This window comes from Candidatus Poribacteria bacterium (genome assembly GCA_009839745.1).
In the GTDB taxonomy this organism is placed as follows: Bacteria; Poribacteria; WGA-4E; order WGA-4E; family WGA-3G; genus WGA-3G.
The window spans coordinates 1-17389 of sequence record VXPE01000101.1; the positions used below are offsets into that span (position 1 = coordinate 1).

At 44.7% G+C, this 17389-nt stretch carries 15 protein-coding genes; all 15 read right to left on the bottom strand.

The window, feature by feature from the left end; translation table 11 throughout:
* Positions 1-183: 183 nt before the first annotated feature.
* Positions 184-1020 (bottom strand): LamG domain-containing protein, encoded by an 837-nt coding sequence (locus F4X88_15340; protein MYA57660.1) that lies wholly within the window; start codon positions 1018-1020, stop codon positions 184-186.
* 25 nt (positions 1021-1045) lie between these two features.
* Positions 1046-1486 (bottom strand): sigma-70 family RNA polymerase sigma factor, encoded by a 441-nt coding sequence (locus tag F4X88_15345; GenBank protein MYA57661.1) that lies wholly within the window; start codon positions 1484-1486, stop codon positions 1046-1048.
* A gap of 42 nt (positions 1487-1528) precedes the next feature.
* Positions 1529-2623: a hypothetical protein gene (locus F4X88_15350; protein ID MYA57662.1), complete on the bottom strand. Its 1095-nt coding sequence runs from the start codon at positions 2621-2623 to the stop codon at positions 1529-1531.
* A gap of 41 nt (positions 2624-2664) precedes the next feature.
* A complete protein-coding gene (locus F4X88_15355) occupies positions 2665-2973 on the bottom strand; it encodes a hypothetical protein (GenBank protein MYA57663.1) in 309 nt (102 codons plus the stop codon).
* A gap of 88 nt (positions 2974-3061) precedes the next feature.
* Positions 3062-4198, bottom strand: a complete 1137-nt coding sequence (locus F4X88_15360) for a hypothetical protein (GenBank protein MYA57664.1) — start codon at positions 4196-4198, stop codon at positions 3062-3064.
* 11 nt (positions 4199-4209) lie between these two features.
* Positions 4210-5307: a hypothetical protein gene (locus tag F4X88_15365; protein MYA57665.1), complete on the bottom strand. Its 1098-nt coding sequence runs from the start codon at positions 5305-5307 to the stop codon at positions 4210-4212.
* 120 nt (positions 5308-5427) lie between these two features.
* The gene (locus F4X88_15370; GenBank protein MYA57666.1) at positions 5428-5700 is read right to left on the bottom strand and encodes a hypothetical protein; all 273 of its coding nucleotides are present in this window, start codon (positions 5698-5700) and stop codon (positions 5428-5430) included.
* Positions 5701-5875: 175 nt separating this feature from the next.
* Positions 5876-6997 carry a hypothetical protein gene (locus F4X88_15375; protein MYA57667.1) on the bottom strand — a complete coding sequence of 374 codons (1122 nt, stop codon included), beginning with the start codon at positions 6995-6997 and terminating at the stop codon, positions 5876-5878.
* Between the two features lie 235 nt (positions 6998-7232).
* A complete protein-coding gene (locus tag F4X88_15380) occupies positions 7233-7511 on the bottom strand; it encodes a hypothetical protein (GenBank protein MYA57668.1) in 279 nt (92 codons plus the stop codon).
* A 145-nt stretch (positions 7512-7656) separates the two neighbouring features.
* Positions 7657-9297 carry a hypothetical protein gene (locus F4X88_15385; GenBank protein MYA57669.1) on the bottom strand — a complete coding sequence of 547 codons (1641 nt, stop codon included), beginning with the start codon at positions 9295-9297 and terminating at the stop codon, positions 7657-7659.
* 14 nt (positions 9298-9311) lie between these two features.
* Positions 9312-11009 (bottom strand): glycosyltransferase family 4 protein, encoded by a 1698-nt coding sequence (locus tag F4X88_15390; GenBank protein MYA57670.1) that lies wholly within the window; start codon positions 11007-11009, stop codon positions 9312-9314.
* Positions 11010-11023: 14 nt separating this feature from the next.
* A complete protein-coding gene (locus F4X88_15395) occupies positions 11024-13012 on the bottom strand; it encodes a hypothetical protein (GenBank protein ID MYA57671.1) in 1989 nt (662 codons plus the stop codon).
* 53 nt (positions 13013-13065) lie between these two features.
* Positions 13066-13413 (bottom strand): hypothetical protein, encoded by a 348-nt coding sequence (locus F4X88_15400; protein ID MYA57672.1) that lies wholly within the window; start codon positions 13411-13413, stop codon positions 13066-13068.
* A 282-nt stretch (positions 13414-13695) separates the two neighbouring features.
* Positions 13696-14289, bottom strand: a complete 594-nt coding sequence (locus F4X88_15405; GenBank protein MYA57673.1) for a hypothetical protein — start codon at positions 14287-14289, stop codon at positions 13696-13698.
* 152 nt (positions 14290-14441) lie between these two features.
* The gene (locus F4X88_15410) at positions 14442-17345 is read right to left on the bottom strand and encodes a sigma-70 family RNA polymerase sigma factor (protein ID MYA57674.1); all 2904 of its coding nucleotides are present in this window, start codon (positions 17343-17345) and stop codon (positions 14442-14444) included.
* Positions 17346-17389 lie beyond the last annotated feature (44 nt).

The window sequence follows — 17389 nt, forward strand, 5'->3', positions numbered from 1 at the left end:
GCACCGATTTACCCGTGCTTTTCTAAAGACTAAACTTTTTTCAAACTCACGTTAATTAGCACAAGGCGTTTTCGTAACTTTTACACTCTAAATACTCAAGGTGCTTCTCTCGAAACGTAAACCGTCAATCAGATAACCATAGTCTTTTTAGAGTTAACACGCTTGACATCCTTATGCCTCCTCTTACTGTTTAAGCCGTCCCCATGTTGTGGTGAGTTTTTCGTGTGGTTCGACTGCGAGGGGGATACCGGTCTTCGCTCCACCTTCACCTATCAGATGATATGCATTGTCCGAGGCATCTGAGAATATCCGTTTTCCACCCGGTTCATCAAAATGCCACAACGCAACTGTCTGACGGTCTTTTTTGAACTTGCCGCGCGGTGTAAAACCGCGTTTATTTACACCGTAACGAGCAACCTTTGAGATGCGGACCTCATCGATATATCCTGCAAAGGGTCCCCAAAAGTAGTCGCCGCGAAACTGAATTTTCTTTCCAAACCCGCCGAGTGTAAAATCCTTTGGACGCTCGAAACCTGAGATATCGTGTGCGAGTGTTGTTCCTCGTGCCGAGATGTCTACGGAGTCATTAACGATGATTATGGTTTGTATCCCTTTTGCCTGATAAACGATGTGATACCATTGATTCAGGGTAAAAGGTATCGGTGGATAGGGAGTCGTCGCTCGCCCTTTCGCAATAGGAAGATGCGCTTGAATCTTGAAGATTAAATCTCCCGCGTGAATATCCTCCTCAATACATATTCGCATCTGTTGGCTGAGAATCATTGCGAATGTATTCGTGTCGGGCGGTGTGGTTGGATAGACCCACATTTCGACGGTAAACTCATCCGTGTCTTTTGGGAAGAATACACCCTGGGTTTTAAAATCCAGAACAGCGTAGTCGTCGACCCCGTCAAGGACTAAATAGTTACCACCTGCGGGCGAAGCGGGTGGGAATGCTTTAGCACTCAGCGGAATTAATGCGAGGAAAAAGAAACATGTAAGGATGTGTCGGTAAACCATTTTTTATCTCCTTCATATTCGGTTTTTAGGTGATATTTAGAAGTTTGAGCACTGAAACAACTATAATTGCGATTACCAAAATTGTTAAAAAAGTAAGAAAGAACCGCTTCCTAACTGAATGAGATTTCGATTTTATGTGCGGGACTTGTCGCATAAGGTTCTCGTGTACACTTCCAGATACCTGCGCGTCACCGAGCACTTTTTGAATTAGGAGTATCTCATCCTTTTGTAAAAATTTGTGCGCCCGCTGAAGTCTACGTGCAATTGTATTCGCTGACACACCTAAGAAGTTACCTATCTGCTTAGGTGCCATTTCACCCAAGTAACAAAGGACGATTATCGTTCGCTCACTCTCTGGCAGTTTTTTCAACGCTTGCTGCACGAGTTGATAGCGATACTTGTATGCATTTGTCTCACACCGCTCCAAGATATCATGAGTATAGGAAGATTGTCCTTTCTTCCCCATTGGTGTACCCCCAGTAATTACATGAGATTTTCTATGATACTGCTATTCAGGAGACCATATCCGAAGCCCTTCAAAGTCAAAACGAAAAGGAATGACTTGGACCCCCACTTCTCTAAATCCTCTTCTTGCAGCATCAATAGAATCTGGATTACAGTGGAACACTAAGCAGCCACCGCCGCCGGCTCCGCATGCTTTCCCGCCTGTACAATTGTTTTTTTTCGCAATATCAACCAATTCACCAATCCGTTCCGTATTTACAGAAGGATGTAACTGTTTTTGAAAGTGCCAATTCTCATCAAACAATTGACCTAAATCAGAGAAATTGGCGGTCTCAAATATCTGCTTCATCTCATCAGCAATTCTGCGAAGCGCCTTCAAAGCTGCATGCGTCTTTCTGTTCCCCGCTTTGTAAGTGTCAATTACATTCTGGAGAATGCTGCCTGAAAAGTGCGACTCCCCTGTGTACACAAGTAGTAGAGACTTCTGAAGCTCCTCCAGAACGTCCTCAGTGAGTCCGAGTGGAGTTGATTTAACAAATGTGCTATTACATCGTAGCAGGTTTATCCCACCGAGTAGACCGGCGTAGTGATCTTGTTTCCCACATGGAATTCCGGTTTCCTGTTCAACACCCGCCGCGATGTCAACAATTTGGCATAGCGTTAATTTCTTTTCGACAAAAGTCGAGAGTAGCCCTACAAGTCCAACGCCAAGAGTGCCAGAAGCCCCCAATCCGCTTCCCTTTGGAACTTCGCTCCAAGTCGAGAGATGGCAGCCCTTATTAGGACGAAAGCGAGACAAAATCGCTTGCGGAAGATTCAGCCCGCGCAAGCATGTGGATACGTCCACCGGATAAAAGAACTCTTTGAGATCCACAGCGTGGAGACTTACACATGCGTCAAGGACAGGTGTGAGAGACGCGTAGACATGTAAATCAATCGCCGCATTCACCACCACTCCTTCATTTTCCATCGCGAACGGAATCAAATCTGTCCACCCGCCAGCAAAATCAATCCGCGTCGGCGCACGCGCATAGAGAGGCGCGCGATGCAGTAGACTCGCTACAGCTCTCTCTTGGCTAGCAGAGGAAATCTGCTGCCAATCCTCTTGTGTTTTGTGAAGCAAAGTTGAACGCATCATGGTCTGAGTCTCCTGTATAGATAACGTGATACATCCGATGCTTAAGCATCCAAAACTATACAATTCCAGAGAAATTCGATCGTGGCGTACTCCCCAACCTTTTGCATGAGATCCGTATGCGTTTCACGCCATAATTTTGCCGTGCTTTGTAGATGAATCTCTCTATTCTCCCAAAGTTCTGAAACACAATACCCTGCCCGATCTTGATAGGTATCCAACAGTTCAACTGCCAAGCATCCAGGTGTCTTTCGTAGAACAGGAAGCCACTGAGTTTTCAGAAATCTTTGCAAATCTTTCTTTTTCTTTTTTTCCCGCAGTGTTAAAATATAAAAGATTCTCGATCTTGCCATGTTATGACTCCTTTTTCATTACTAATATTTCCGATATCTGTCGGAATGGACAATCTCTTATTGAGGTTTATTCATGGGAAGCGAACGTTTACTGAAAAAGCGTGAAAAAGGGACCGCGGCACAAAAGCGTCAAGATAACACCCAAACAGATCATAGGCGCGAACCGCAAAGAGCGTTGGATGCGGATCCTGTTATCGAAATCCTCAAATTTACCATCTTCTGAGAGTTGTTTCAATTCCGCCGCCTTCTCTTCCGAAACGCTCCCTGGTAAGGTTCCAAGAACAATATTCGGGTTTAACACACTTGGGAGCGCAAAACCTTTCTTGCTATATGTAATTTCTCCATCGATCCCTTCCACCCTAACAATCTGTTCAGCAGGCACCATGCCCTCTTTCAAATCAGAGATGTCTATCTCGCGATCCAACACCATACTGTCGAGATTCTCAATAAAATGCTTCCCAAAGAAGAATACGGTAAGGTAAAGAAGGTATATCTTCAAAAGCGGGGCGTACGCCTCCGACCAAGCATTCAGCGTCCAAGGGGTTGTGAGAATCATCAATTGAATCATCACTACGGAAACAACATAGTTACGGATCTTTTCCAGACTGAATTTTTTTACAAAGTAACTGAGGGTGAAATACAGAGAAAATACAATCAAGAGTTGATGCCACAATCCCAGTTCAATCCCTAACCAACGCAGCGAGAGGATAACAAACTGCCGTAACCCAAGCAAAAAGATAAGCCGAAATATCCTCTCAAAAATCTGTTGACGAAAATCTTCCTGTTGGAAAATTAACATAAATGCCTGCCATTTCTGTTGAACATTCGTTTTCAGACAGAGGTAGGTAACGAGGATCACACAATACGGCACGAAAATATTAATAATCAGGGATGTCGGTGTGTATTGCGCGAATGCCATCGACTCCGAAAACAATCCCACTGGCATCAATAGAGACGCGCCCCATACCAGTTTGGCATCGCCTGCAGCGAAAATGCCGAACCAATAGAGCACCAGAACGATTAAAAAACCACCAACAACCGTAATGATACTGTTTAAGAGGCCGCTGTTCCCTAACATAACCGAAATGCCTTGACTCAGGATGCCGGCGTAGATGAGCCCGTAGCTGCAAAAATTCTTGATTTTTCTTTCCCGTAAATCTGTATAGGTCGCATAGCAACAGAAAAGTAGAAGAAGACCGATGAACAAATTCTGGTAGTTTAGCATTTTTCAATTCCTTAAGGTTGACTTTGAGGTTCCATTTTCAACGCCCCCCATCGCACCGGCAGTTTCCCGACTGCCTCAACCGAACGAAATCCGGTATCATATACCAACACATCTGTAGAATATTCCCAATCTTCTTCGTAACCTCCGAAAACATAAATCTTGCCGTTAACCGCTGCTGTCCCAGAAGGGTTAATGGGCGTTGGCAGTTCTGGAATATCGTGCCACGCCTGGGTTTGTGGATTATATACATCCACAGTCGCCAAAATCTCAGGAAGCGCATCTTCCCAAATGAAACCGCCAATCAAATAGATTTCATTCCTAATAACAACCGGAGAAAAATCAAGTTTGATGTCTAACATATCGTTCTTCTGCTGCCATTGATGGGTTATTGGGTTATATTCCTCAATAGTCGCAAGATACGGCCCCCCCCTAAAGTCCATTGGCCATCCATATCCGCCGATGACATAAATACGATTGTTGACAACTACCATACCGCCAGGATCACGTCGGGTGGGCATTTTAGGACCCTTCGCCCATGTATCTGTCGCAGGATCATAGATTTCAACGCTATCTGTCCGTTCATCGATATTTAAACCGCCAATGAGATAGATTTTGTCAGCAACTGCACCAATCCCGAAATTGAGCCAAGGTGTGGGCATGTCCTGTTTCCTCGTCCATGTATCTGTTTGAGAGTCGTAGGCATCTACGACAACTGGAAATTTCATATTCGCACGGTTATTGTTTTTTCCACTAAATCCCCCAAAGACATAGATGGTGTCGTTGACTACTGCCGCTTTAGCACCTGTGCGTGGCGTTGGCATATTGGCAATTCTCTGCCACCGGTTTCTTTCTGGGTCATACATCTCAACAATTGATAATCCAAAGGGGCCAGGTATTCTTCTACCAAGTTTTGCGTCTTCATAGAGACTACCACCGATGAGATAAATCTTATCGTCTACAACAACAGTAGTGAAATCCAGTCGCTTAGTAGGAAGTTGAGATACCAATTCCCAATCCTTACCAGCAAAGGATTCTACTGACATCAGCAAGAGAATAAAAACAACTGTGCTAATAACGACAGTTTTTTTAGAATTGAGTGCGCTTAACATTGTAAATTCCTCCTTATGTTGTGAATAGTAGCGAGAACTTATACAAAAACGAATTCGCGTAAATAATAAGTTCTCGCTGATTCTATGTGGATAGCCATCTTACATATAAATGGCTACTGGTTAACACTCAGGGTCCCCACAATAATAGAAAAGATCACCTTCCGCATCAGTTGCAGAACAGCAGGATACAGCGGTGGGACACGCGTGAGTCTTTTCTCCATCGCACCATCTCCAATCTGCTTCTGCCTCCGGGGTCAGCATCACTGATGCCAAAATAGCACCCGTCGCCACTGTCCCTGCGACCAAAGCATTCTTGTGCGCCACATGCCCCTCTTCTTTGACGAAGAAATCACTCAGACGCTGTTTCGTGAGTTGTACTACGTGAGTTTGCATTCGATTTCACCTCCTTTCATCTATCGGATAAACTTACCAAAGCAATGTTCATGCGATACGCCGTTGAGGACATGGAAAAGCCTAAGAATAAACCTTAAGAGACAGATTCAACAGTCAACGGCAGTGATTCGCAATTCCATGACTTGGTAAGACCTTGCATGTAATTGAGCATTTTTCAATTCCTTAAAAGGGGTGGCGGTGCTTTGAGTTCCCCCCATCGCACCGGCAGTTTCCCAGTTGCCGTGACGGCACGAAACCCGGTATCAAACACTTCAACGGTTGGAGAAAGTTCCCTATCTTCTCCACGACCCCCAAAGGCATAAATCTTGCCGTTGACCGCCACTGTAGAAAATGGCAGTTGTAAGGTTGGAGCAGTAGGAATCAAATGCCATCTCTCCGTAGCCGGATTGTACACTTCAATACTCTCAATCCGATCACCTACTGCAGCACCTCCCGCTTGCACATCAAAACCACCAATGAGATAGATTTTATCCGCAATAACAATTGTTGAAAAACCTGATCTCAGACTTGGCATGTCAGGTCTCTTCGTCCACCGGTTGGTTCTCGGTTCATAGACCTCAATGGCCCCAAGATACGGCCCCCCGTGATTGCCGACTTGCGGCCAGCCTGCCCCACCGATAACATAAATGGTGTCGTCAATAACCGCTGTTCCAATTCCATCACGTCTTGTCGGCATTTTCGCTCGCTTTGTCCACGTGTCACTAACAGGGTCGTAGACTTCAACGAGATCAAGGCGTCCTTGGTGCCCAGGTTTCCGGTCCTTTGGATGGAGATACCCACCAATCGCATAGATTTTGCCAGCGACCACACCAGTGCCGAACCACAGACGGAGAATTGACAAGTCCTGTTTCCGAATCCACGTGTCAGTTTGCGGATCGTACATCTCAACGACTTTCAGAAATTTGAAATTCTCACCCCGGTTGTCTTTCCCAGCGTGTCCTCCCATAACGTAGATTTTTCCATCAACAACTGCTGTCTCAGCACCCGCGCGGACGGTCGGCATATCAGCGAGTCTCTGCCACGTGTTGGTCTCTGGGGCGTAGACCTCGACCAACGACATTCCAAACGGACCGTTTTCATGTTCAAAGCGCGTGCCACCGATGAGATATATCTTTCCATCTACCACGGCAGTCGAGAACTCACTTCGATGCGTTGGCAGTTCAGAGATGACCTGCCACTCGTTCGCAGCAGCATTTTCTATTGCTAAATTATAGAGAACCACAGCAGCTAAGCCAACCAGAACCCATTGTAAGAACTCATGTATTTTTAACAGCATTGATGCCTCCTTATCAATATCAATGCCAATCAAACGTCAAGGGTGTGAGGAAAAAGAAAAAAACAATGCTTTTCCCAACTTCTTCCTCACAAAATCTGCTCTTAAGATTGTTCCTTAGCGTCCTTTATTTTATAGGCGGAAAACTTGCGAAAACGAATCTATATCTGATTGTGCCTTTAAGACACAATCAGGTAAGACCTCTTTACCACATCCGCCTACGCAGGACGGCCATCTCTTATATATCGACGCAGAAATAGAACGGCTCACCGTCTCCGTGGAAACCGGAGCGACAATCCTGATCAGCCTTTCGACACCAGACGAAATTGTCTTCTTCACCACACTTAAACCTATGATGAGCCTCAGCGGTATCAGGTGTCAGCATTACTGATGCCAAAATAGCACCCGTCGCCACTGTCCCTGCGACCAAAGCATTCTTGTGCGCCACATGCCCCTCTTCTTTGACGAAGAAATCACTCAGACGCTGTTTCGTGAGTTGTACTACGTGAGTTTGCATTCGATTTCACCTCCTTTCATCTATCGGATAAACTTACCAAAGCAATATTCATGCAATCCGCAATTCCATGGTTTGGTAAGAACTTATATGGCTATATGAAGGGCGTAAAAGGATTCTGATGCGTATGCCCTCCAAGTTCAGAAGTTCAGAGAAGATTCTCTAAGATTTTTTCAGCACGTTCTGGTTCTTTGCAGATGGAGTGAAGGACAGTTTTAACCTCCATCAGTGTATGTTCCTCCAGAAGTGTCATCGCAATTGCCTGCTCTATGTCAATCGGTGCTGGAACCTTTGATAGCACAAATGCCTCTGACTCGATTTCACCACATATCGGATTGTAATGTTTCCTAAAGAGCAGACGATGTTTCGCAGATTTATACTCGGGCCCCTTACAATTTTGAAGATCTCCAAATAAACGGAGGATTCGCCGGATCGTCTCTTGCCATGACCAAGTTGAAGTCGCCTTTAATCCTACTTGCACCAAAACCTGCTGTTCATTGGGATTTTCGAGCAGAAATCTGAGTTCTTGCGATATTGATTCAACTGGCAAATCGACTGGATCGAAAAGACTTGGCGAAATTTGAATAAACCGACACGCGCCTGAAATCTCTTCAGGTGTAGAATATCCCCAAACAACCGTTGGAATGCCACACGCAACGATCTCAAGCAGGAGTAGCGCGGATGCCCCGAGAATCGTCGGAAACACCAATGCATCTAACGCATTAAAAATAAAAGGGCTCGCCTCTTTGTCCTGCAGGGACGCAATATTAAAAAAGTTAACGCAGCCATCACTTGTGAAATTGTCCATCTCAGTGGAATGAATAACCAGATAGTTGAAGTTTGGGTTGGCAAAACGTAGTTTGCGCATGAAGCGAAGCGTTTCGTGCGAATTAAGTCCTGGCACAATACCTATCAACGGCTTTTGCAAAATCGCTTCATGCCCGAGTGCCTGCGCCAATTGACGCTTACATTGCGTTTTATCCATCGGTTTGAAAATAGATGTATCAACACCATAAGGAATATGATGAAAAACACCCAGATCGGGAACGAAATCTGAAAAAAAGGTTTGCGTCCAAGAAGCATCACAAGCAAAGGCGTCAAAGTCTCTCAACGCCGCACATCTCTCAAGCACGGTATTACACGCTTCATGATTTATCAAAGCCTCATTGGACAGGCGGAGTATAACTGGATGCCTGTTAAATTTCAGGTAAACCTGTTCCCATACGGTTAGTGGTGCTAAAGCGAGGATGCCGTCACTGTCCCGCGGAATAAATTTTGCTGGCGAAAATGAGCGGTCACTTCTAAAGAAAATCGGGTGAACGCCTTCAACCCGCAAACCTTCTTCAATTTCTTGGCGATTATTATCCTTTTCAGATACAGGCAAATAAAGGTCGGCGTGATTTGCCAGTGTGGTCAGCAGATGATGATTCGCCGCACTTAGGAGAAAAGAGGTTATCTTTTTGTTCTCCAAAATCCCTTCTGTCAGAAAAATTTTCTGACGATCATTACACCGAGTGAGTTCCATCTCTGCTGGATGTGATGAAAACAGCAGTCCCATCTTTGAAAGTTTAGAGAGAAAAGCGAGTGTCTCAAAAATCTCAGAACGACCATATTTGTCGGCGATGGCTTCAATAATGGCATCTGTTTCCGAAACACTATAAGCGTTCAAAATATCGCAGACAATATCATTCACCGGAATAACAACACCCGCATCAAGATCAGCAACGAACTTCTCGCCATTGCATTCAAATTGATGAAGATTATGCAAATTGCGAGGAAACTCAATCATTATTTAACTCCCCTCTATCCGTTCATGGATTCCTGAAAACCAATAACCTTTTCGAGAATCGCCTCGGATCTATTTTGGCCATATAAATGATGTAACACCGCCTCGACCTCATGTCGGGTGTGCTTTCTAAGAAGTGCCAGTGCCAAACCCTCTTCTATGGATTGAGCATAGCGATCCTTCATTAGGGGTCTTTCCTTTTGGGTTGTAATGTTGTTCAATATGGCTTGGTTTTCAATCTGTCTTCGACGATTATTAAGGGAAGGAGCGAAAGAGATGGCGAAGTGTGGTTTATATCGGTTTTCTAACTGTTGAATTCGCTTCAGTCTTCTAAACAACGCAATAACATTCTGCGCGGTTTTATCCCATGTAAAAGTCAACGCTCTTTCTCTTGCTTTCTCTCCCAACGCCAATCGTGCCTTCTCATCGGTGAGGAGGGTATTGATCGCATCCGCCATTACCTTCGGTGAAACCGTTCCAGCGAAACTCCCAATTTCATCATCATAAGCTCGCGCGGGCACAACAATTCCTGCATCGCCGACAACCTCAGGAAGTCCATCAAGTTTTGGGACAACCGGTGGTATCCCACAAGCCATCGCTTCTAATAGCGCAAGTCCAAACGTTTCTTCACCCACCATTGACGGGAAACAGTAAACATCAAAGGCATTCAGAAGTCGTGCAAGTTGGTCTCTTGGTTGCTGTGGTGCATAAATCAGATTTGGAGGTAACTCCTGATGTGCGTAGATATTCAGTGTTGGCGCGGTCAGCAGAAAACACGCATGTGGCAGAAGCTTGGCAATCTTGATGTAAATTCCGGCACCTTTCTCAGGTTGAAATCTTGAGAAAAAACCGACAACCGGTGAAGTCGCAATCTCAGGTTTGTTCAGCATCTTCGCAACTTCATTTTTGGCTTTCTGCTTCTCCAATGGGCAAAATTTGTTAGCATCAACTCCCAATGGTATAGTATGAAAAATATCCTTGTCACAGACAAATCGACCATACAGATCGCTGACTGAATTCGTTGGAACCAGAAAAGCATCAAAAGGACGCATCGCCGCATACCAAAGCAATCCCGAGTTAATACCATCGCCATTGTGACCTCTTGCAGAATAAATCGGGATAATAAAGGGTGCGTCAACATAATGTAGGAGAAAAAGAAACCTCTTGCCTGGATGACTTTCTAACAGCACACCATCATAATTGCTATCCATCAACTTTAAGAGAGTAGACCGATCGTTTTCTTGGAATCTTATACCTCGCACATTCTCCTTAAATACTTCGTCGTTTTCACTTACTATATCAAGAGAAGCATAAGTTTCAAGAGATTTGACGAGATTGTGATGTGCAACCGACACCCCACCTGTTGCTTTTGTAATATCAGTCGCATAGGCACTCCTTTGCAGGACGAGGATCTTTAATCTTCCAGAAGCCTTTGTCTCTAATGCCGGTGTATCCCTTTTGAAATTTGAGAAGAGAATCCCGCGCTGCTCCATTACAGCCAGCGAATCTAACGCCTCAATGACTAAATCAGCGTCGTATTTTCTTCCAAGCCGGTCTATGATCTCTTCACTTGAAAAAGATGGGCATAGTTCCAGAATCTCCCAGACAATGTTATCAATTTCCAATACAATACATTGACTCAAGTCAGCGACATACATACGACTGTCCTGCCGGAATTTATGTAGATGAGCGGTAGATTTCGGACATACTAACATTATGCACCCCCTCGCTAACGACAGCTTCCACTTACTTTTCCACGCCAAAGGCTACCGTCAATAATCCGTCCATCAATGACCAAAGTCGGGGACCCTTTGATATCGAGTGCCTCCGTCCTTTGTATCTCCTCAACAAGATCTAATGTTATCTTTTCCGATTCCACCGCTTCTGCAATCCTGCTGACATCCAGTCCAACATCCTTCGCGCAATGGACCCATGCTTCCTGAAGGTGGTCCGCGCGACACAGCAAATAATCAAAAAGTTTCTCTGGATATAGCTCAGCGATAACCATTTGTCGCTTGTTCTCCATAAGCTCGGGTTCACCATGTAAACTTGTAAACCGAATATCTCCACTCGCATCTTCCGCAGATGCGTCCTCTTTCCCTATTATAAACCGCAACTTGAAGTCGATGGTATCCCCATACGTTTCAAAAAACGGCAGCAATTCCTGTTCCGCTTGCACACCGAATGGGCAATACGACATTACAAAAAGTTCAACCTCTGGTTTCATAGGTCCACGCATGCGCTGCTCAAGGATCTGCTTGAGGCTCAACTCAGTTCGGCTATGATCAACTTCGGACATGACGTATTCAATAAGTAGGTCGAATCCCGGAGAATGTTCAGGCGTGTGGCACTCTATACAAACTTTTTCAGAAACTTGACCCCGAATATTCTTTTTCAGGGGTGTGTAAACGTGTTGTCTACCCGGACCGTGGCAGGTTTCGCATCCGACATCCACAAGATGCGCACGTTCTGTGTTACCTATCTCGTAACCACTCTCATATCCGGAGCCAGTGACGTGGCACGTGATACATTCGGGATAATATTCCCTACCCACCGTGCGTAAGGTGTTGAACGCTGTGGCGTGCGAAGAGTGAGACCACTGGCTGAATTCTTTCTGATGGCATTCTTGGCATGCTTGAGAACCGATGTAGCTGTTTCTATCATCTTGTTCAAGGGGTTCCGAAGAAAACAATCGATGACCGATGATCTGGAATTGATGGTCGGTAGCGACTTGATGATAGAAATCATCCAAGAGTTTCCTAACGTCCGGATCGTCAGAGACAGATTCTGTTAGCGCAATTTGCTGAATTTTCGAGGATATATCCCCCACGCTATCGGATAGCATGAGCGCACCAAGCGTCTTCCCTTTGGAACTACAATACGTCAGTAAGACATCGCCAACCCTTTCGGTTTCGCCTTCGGACGGACTCAAAATCGCTGAAAAACTCGGGTATTCCCGTGCCAATGCTCTATTGACTTCTATAGGTGAATGACTCAGGCCAACAACAAAATCGGATTGCTCCTGAACTTCTGACATAAGTGAATTAAGTTCCCCAGACACAGATGCCATTTTCGCTGGGTCTTTAAGGTCCAACGTGACCATAGCGATTCGTTTTCCTCCTATCGTTTTTATCAAATACGAGCCAGAATTCTGGGTCAAATCTGAATCCAAAGATGTAAACGACAGGTCAAATTTCCTATTTTCAACGATCCCAATCTCTGCCTCAAAAGGAAAGAACGCGTCATAATCCATCATTTCCATCGCCATAAGGGTTGTTTGTACGCGATGCTGGTCTCGTATATGTACCCCATTACCAGTCGAGGAATCATCTGATTTAAACGAGTGTGGTTTCATGCTTGAGAGTTGAGAAGGTTGGATGCCACCCAGATCCACCAATAGTGGAGAAAACCCGTTTTCGCGGATATGCGATATTACTTTGGCACGCCTCGGTAACCCGCCTGATTGTCCGATAAAACAACCGCATGGTTCAAGCTGTGCTTGTGTGTTCCCAGTGAAGAGAAGCAGCGGCACCCTGTTCGATGAAATCTCTTTCAATTGATGTAGATAATCCACCAAAGATGTCGCATGAATCTGAGAAGCGAGTTGTTTGGTCTCTCTAATATATCGCAACCGTTTCGCTTCACTCCATTGTTGATAAACAAACGGACCTACTACAACAACAGTCAGAATCAGTGTAAGTAATATGTATTTCTTCACAAAAATCTCCAGTTTCTCCAAGTTTAGGCAGTTGTAAACGATTGTAATTCTTTTTACGGTTGGTGCTGCGGTTCTGCTTTGAGTTCGCCCCAGCGCACCGGCAGTTTCCTGACCGCCTCAACCGCACGAAAGCCGGTATCATAGACCAGAACGTCTGGATTAAATTCCAAATCTTTTCCGTAGCCGCCGAGGACATAAATCTTGCCGTTGATCGCCGCCGCACCATAAGGTCGAATAGCCGTTGGCATTGATCGAATATCGCTCCACGCCTGGGTTTGCGGGTTGTATATATCCACAGATGCTAAAAACTTAGGGTGTCTGCCTGTGGGAGCGAACCCTCCAATCAGGTAGATGTTGTCCTTCATAACAACCTGCGAGAACCCGTGTCTGGGGTCTAACATAAGCCCTTTAAAAATTAAGGACACAGTTTTAGGTGGGACAGGGTGCAAAATGCGAGAAAATTGAGAAGAATCTGTATCTACAGCAAAAAAAACAAAAAACCCGCCTGCAATTACGGCGAGTTTATTCTCAGGTACACGGCGTTACAGATGTACCAGTTTAAAATTAAAAAGGCGAACCTTATGTTCGCCCCTGTTGCTTTTAGAATACCATGACTAACAGTCGAATTTTAGCATCATATTTTCAACCGGTGTATTTCCCTTCCAAAATAGACGTATTTGTTGTTAAGTTCTACCCGATCGGCGTAAATCCACGGCGAGTCCCTCAAGTTGAGATGCCACTTCCTGAATGTTAACGTCTACACCTTGACGCACTAATTGATAACACAGGTCCTCCCACCTTTGGCGTTGTGTCCAGGCAATCTTACAGATTTCGGTCCAAATATCAGATCCAAGAGGAAGCGAAAGGGGTTGAATTTCATCAAAATGGATACCCGCTAAAATGCTAAGGGAATCCATAATGGATTTACCTTCCTTAATCACAAGGTTAACAACTTTCCCACATTCTTTAGCGGTCAGACCCTTCACCTCAACGATCGCAATAGCCAATATCCATTTATCTTCTTCCTGCTTGAGTCGAGTGATTTGATAGGCTTGTTCAATCCCGATATGTCCTTCATCAATTTTCCACAGAATGCCTATCGGAAGTTGAGAGATACGATGGCGGACGATCCAAAATTTATCCGATTTACCCATTACTCGTGTGATGGATTGATAGGTTCCGAATTTCTGATATAAAACATCTACCGCTTTGGCGACCTCAGAGGGTTTCTTCTGATCATGGGCAGCTACAATCTTTTTCGCAGTTTCTATATCCATCTCCATCTCAATCGCCTCCTCAGATCATTGTCCAACTTCCTTTGACGCTTACGATAAATGGTTACATAATTCAGCCGAAATTGTGTGCTATTAGCACACTGAAAGGCTTCATGCCTTAACATTCTTCCCGACAAATTCATAATCACTATCTATTATTCCTCCGCAAGCGATATCTGAAATATTCCGCGATCTTTAGTGGCACTATAGAGTCTGCTGTTAATTATATTAAGAGAGACAACTTCACCTGGCACTTCTGAAGCAAACTGTCTCCAGCGTCCATCAGTATCCAACCCATAAATCCCCATATCTCCAGCACCGTAAACTCTGGGACCCGTCACAGCGAAATGATTCATAGTAAAGTGGTTTATAATAATAGGTGTACCTGACCTATCCATTATTACGCGCCAGTGTTCCCCAGTTTCTGAAACTAAGACCCCTGTGTCTGTCGCGACGTAAACCGTTGATCCCACAAAAACGATCTCTTTGAACGAAGTAAAGTGAAGTGGTAGATTGGGTGTAACATCCCTCCAATTACTTCCTTCGTCAAGCGATTGAAACAGTCTACCGTGCCCTTGCCCGACATAGAGTATCTTTCCCGAAACGGCTAACTTAAATCCCTCATCGAAGAAATTGTCATGAGACGGCTTAACAATGTCTACTAACCCTGTGTCCTTCCACGCTGAATCACCAAATTTCCATTTAAAAAGTCTACGATTGTATCCCGCATAGAACACATCACCGCTAATTGCAAACGCCTCGACTCTCGTCCATTTCTCAATAGGAGGCAATGCAGCCTTTGTCAAGCGATCTTCACCCATTATCTCACTATCAATAGCAGGGACATCTTGAACTGGAATCATCGTATTACCTTCTCCAGATAAACGGAAAATGTGCAAGTGATTTTTTTCAGGGGAAATAAAATAGAGCATCCCACTATCAATCACAAACTTTGCATAGAGATTGGCATAAATATAAGCACCATCATCTTTCACTGATTTACGAGAGACCTCTTCAGTACCAATACGGACTTTTTTCCAAGACATGCCTTGGTTGATCGATTGATATACCTCATAGGTAGTATATGCGTATAGCCTATTGTTGAACACAACTAAATCATATATCCTTGTTCCCAGCACTCCGTCCATAAATATATGCCACGATTCGCCACCATCCGTTGTGCGATGAATACCGAAAGCACCAACTTTGTAAAACGTCTCATCGTTCACCGCCGCAGCGGGTAAACTATTGAGCATGTATAAATTCGTGTCAATTCCAAGATTTGTCCAAGTGTCGCCGCCATCCATTGAACATAAATTCGTGGCACCGAGTGCTAAGAGCGTTTCATCTGTCACCAAAAGTTTTACACCCGATGGGAGTGCTGATGGACGATATTTAGGTGTTATCTCAGTCCATGATGCTCCCAAGTCAATTGATCGATAAATCCTACCTGAACTCGGTTCACTCCTTGGCATTATTGAACTTGCATCCATTGGCGTTAATCCAACTAGATCGGGTCCCATTCCAACGTAGAGATTCCTATTAAGCACTGCCAAGGAGTAGACAGATTTTGATGTGTCTACTGGTAATTTCCTCCAAATACTTGAATCCAGACGATAGAGACCGCGGTTGGTACCGGTAAACACCGTCTTCCCAACAGCGATGATTGCTGAAATCCTTTCACTTCCTAAGCCATCGTTAAGTGATTCCCACTCAATTCCGCCGTCTATGGATCGGAAAATCCCCTCATCCCTAAGCGCGAGATACATTATGATATCTGATTCTATGTTTGGATCTTCTATCGCATCAATGATGATGAATCCAACAGTATCACCCTTTGGTCGGACACAAAACGCACGCCATGTCTCACCTTTATCTACTGACGCAAATATTTCATTTGTAGAAACAATATAGAGGGTTCCGCGATTCTCCACCATCGGCATCAGGGATTTATCTATCGGAATACTCGTGCTCAGATACCGCCATGTGGTTGCCTCTGTCTCTAATTTGTACATGCCCTCTCTTGAAATAGCAAAGGTAGTCCCATCAGAAACGGTGTAAATATCGTGCACCTTACCACTAGGAGGACTATCTATTTGTCCCCACTGCGTAGTAGAAAACGTGCGTAGATCTTCTTCAGAGTATGTCCTTAGTGTTACCTCAGAAAACTGTGCCCCAGCACCTATACTTTTCCCAGGTAGAATAGCTCGACCAAACCGGTTTTGTATAGATGGCTTTGATATAACATCAAGAACGATCGGTGCATCAACAATCTCAATCGTAGGTTCCGATGCTGCTTCAAAACTATACGGCTTTTGGAAGCGGGCAAAATATTGATAACTCGCACCCAGCAGGAACATAACCAAAATTGTTGCCGCGCCGAAAGATAGCCACGGTACTAACGGTTTGCCAGCCGGTGGAACTGCCGGGTTAATATCGGCGACTTGCCGCATAATCCGCGCTGTTAAATCAGCAGGTAACTGTACGCTTCCGAGCACTTCGCTCACCAAGGATTCTGCTTCCTGTAGGCGTTCGCGCCCTCGACGCAGACGACTTTTAATTGTGTTTACCGACACACCTAAAAAGTTACCTATCTCCTTCGTCGTCATCTCGCTGAGATAGTGAAGGGTCAACACTGTCCGTTCGCTTTCCGGCAGTTTTTCCAAAAGTGATTTGACAACCTCAGAACGATGCTCAGCGGTTTCTGTCTCGTGTGTCTCTGTCAAATAATGCGTATAGGAGGATTCATCTATCTCTTCCAAGGATGTATCTTCCAGCGACTGCATCGCCGGTTTATGCCTCTGAATCCAATTAAGTGTCAGTCGATGCGCAATCACATACAACCATCCTGCAAAGGACTTAGGATCTTTCAAGGTCCCAAGTTTTTTGTATACTTGGAGAAAAACATCTTGGGTTAGTTCTTCGGCATAGTGAAAATCTCCTATCTTTCGCCAGATAAGCGCGTGAACCCCCTTTTGATGCCTTTCGACCAAGATGTTGAATGCCGAATCATCACCTGATAATATCCTGTGTATTAATTTAACATCGTCTTCTAACATCCATAACCTCCAAAACGAATAACAAATCTTATATTATTCCAATA

Excerpts from the sequence above, each read along its gene's own strand:
- F4X88_15340 (MYA57660.1), bottom strand. The coding sequence starts at position 1,020 with ATGGTTTACCGACACATCCTTACATGTTTCTTTTTCCTCGCATTAATT.
- F4X88_15345 (MYA57661.1), bottom strand. The coding sequence starts at position 1,486 with ATGGGGAAGAAAGGACAATCTTCCTATACTCATGATATCTTGGAGCGG.
- F4X88_15350 (MYA57662.1), bottom strand. The coding sequence starts at position 2,623 with ATGATGCGTTCAACTTTGCTTCACAAAACACAAGAGGATTGGCAGCAG.
- F4X88_15355 (MYA57663.1), bottom strand. The coding sequence starts at position 2,973 with ATGGCAAGATCGAGAATCTTTTATATTTTAACACTGCGGGAAAAAAAG.
- F4X88_15360 (MYA57664.1), bottom strand. The coding sequence starts at position 4,198 with ATGCTAAACTACCAGAATTTGTTCATCGGTCTTCTTCTACTTTTCTGT.
- F4X88_15365 (MYA57665.1), bottom strand. The coding sequence starts at position 5,307 with ATGTTAAGCGCACTCAATTCTAAAAAAACTGTCGTTATTAGCACAGTT.
- F4X88_15370 (MYA57666.1), bottom strand. The coding sequence starts at position 5,700 with ATGCAAACTCACGTAGTACAACTCACGAAACAGCGTCTGAGTGATTTC.
- F4X88_15375 (MYA57667.1), bottom strand. The coding sequence starts at position 6,997 with ATGCTGTTAAAAATACATGAGTTCTTACAATGGGTTCTGGTTGGCTTA.
- F4X88_15380 (MYA57668.1), bottom strand. The coding sequence starts at position 7,511 with ATGCAAACTCACGTAGTACAACTCACGAAACAGCGTCTGAGTGATTTC.
- F4X88_15385 (MYA57669.1), bottom strand. The coding sequence starts at position 9,297 with ATGATTGAGTTTCCTCGCAATTTGCATAATCTTCATCAATTTGAATGC.
- F4X88_15390 (MYA57670.1), bottom strand. The coding sequence starts at position 11,009 with ATGTTAGTATGTCCGAAATCTACCGCTCATCTACATAAATTCCGGCAG.
- F4X88_15400 (MYA57672.1), bottom strand. The coding sequence starts at position 13,413 with ATGTTAGACCCCAGACACGGGTTCTCGCAGGTTGTTATGAAGGACAAC.
- F4X88_15405 (MYA57673.1), bottom strand. The coding sequence starts at position 14,289 with ATGGATATAGAAACTGCGAAAAAGATTGTAGCTGCCCATGATCAGAAG.
- F4X88_15410 (MYA57674.1), bottom strand. The coding sequence starts at position 17,345 with ATGTTAGAAGACGATGTTAAATTAATACACAGGATATTATCAGGTGAT.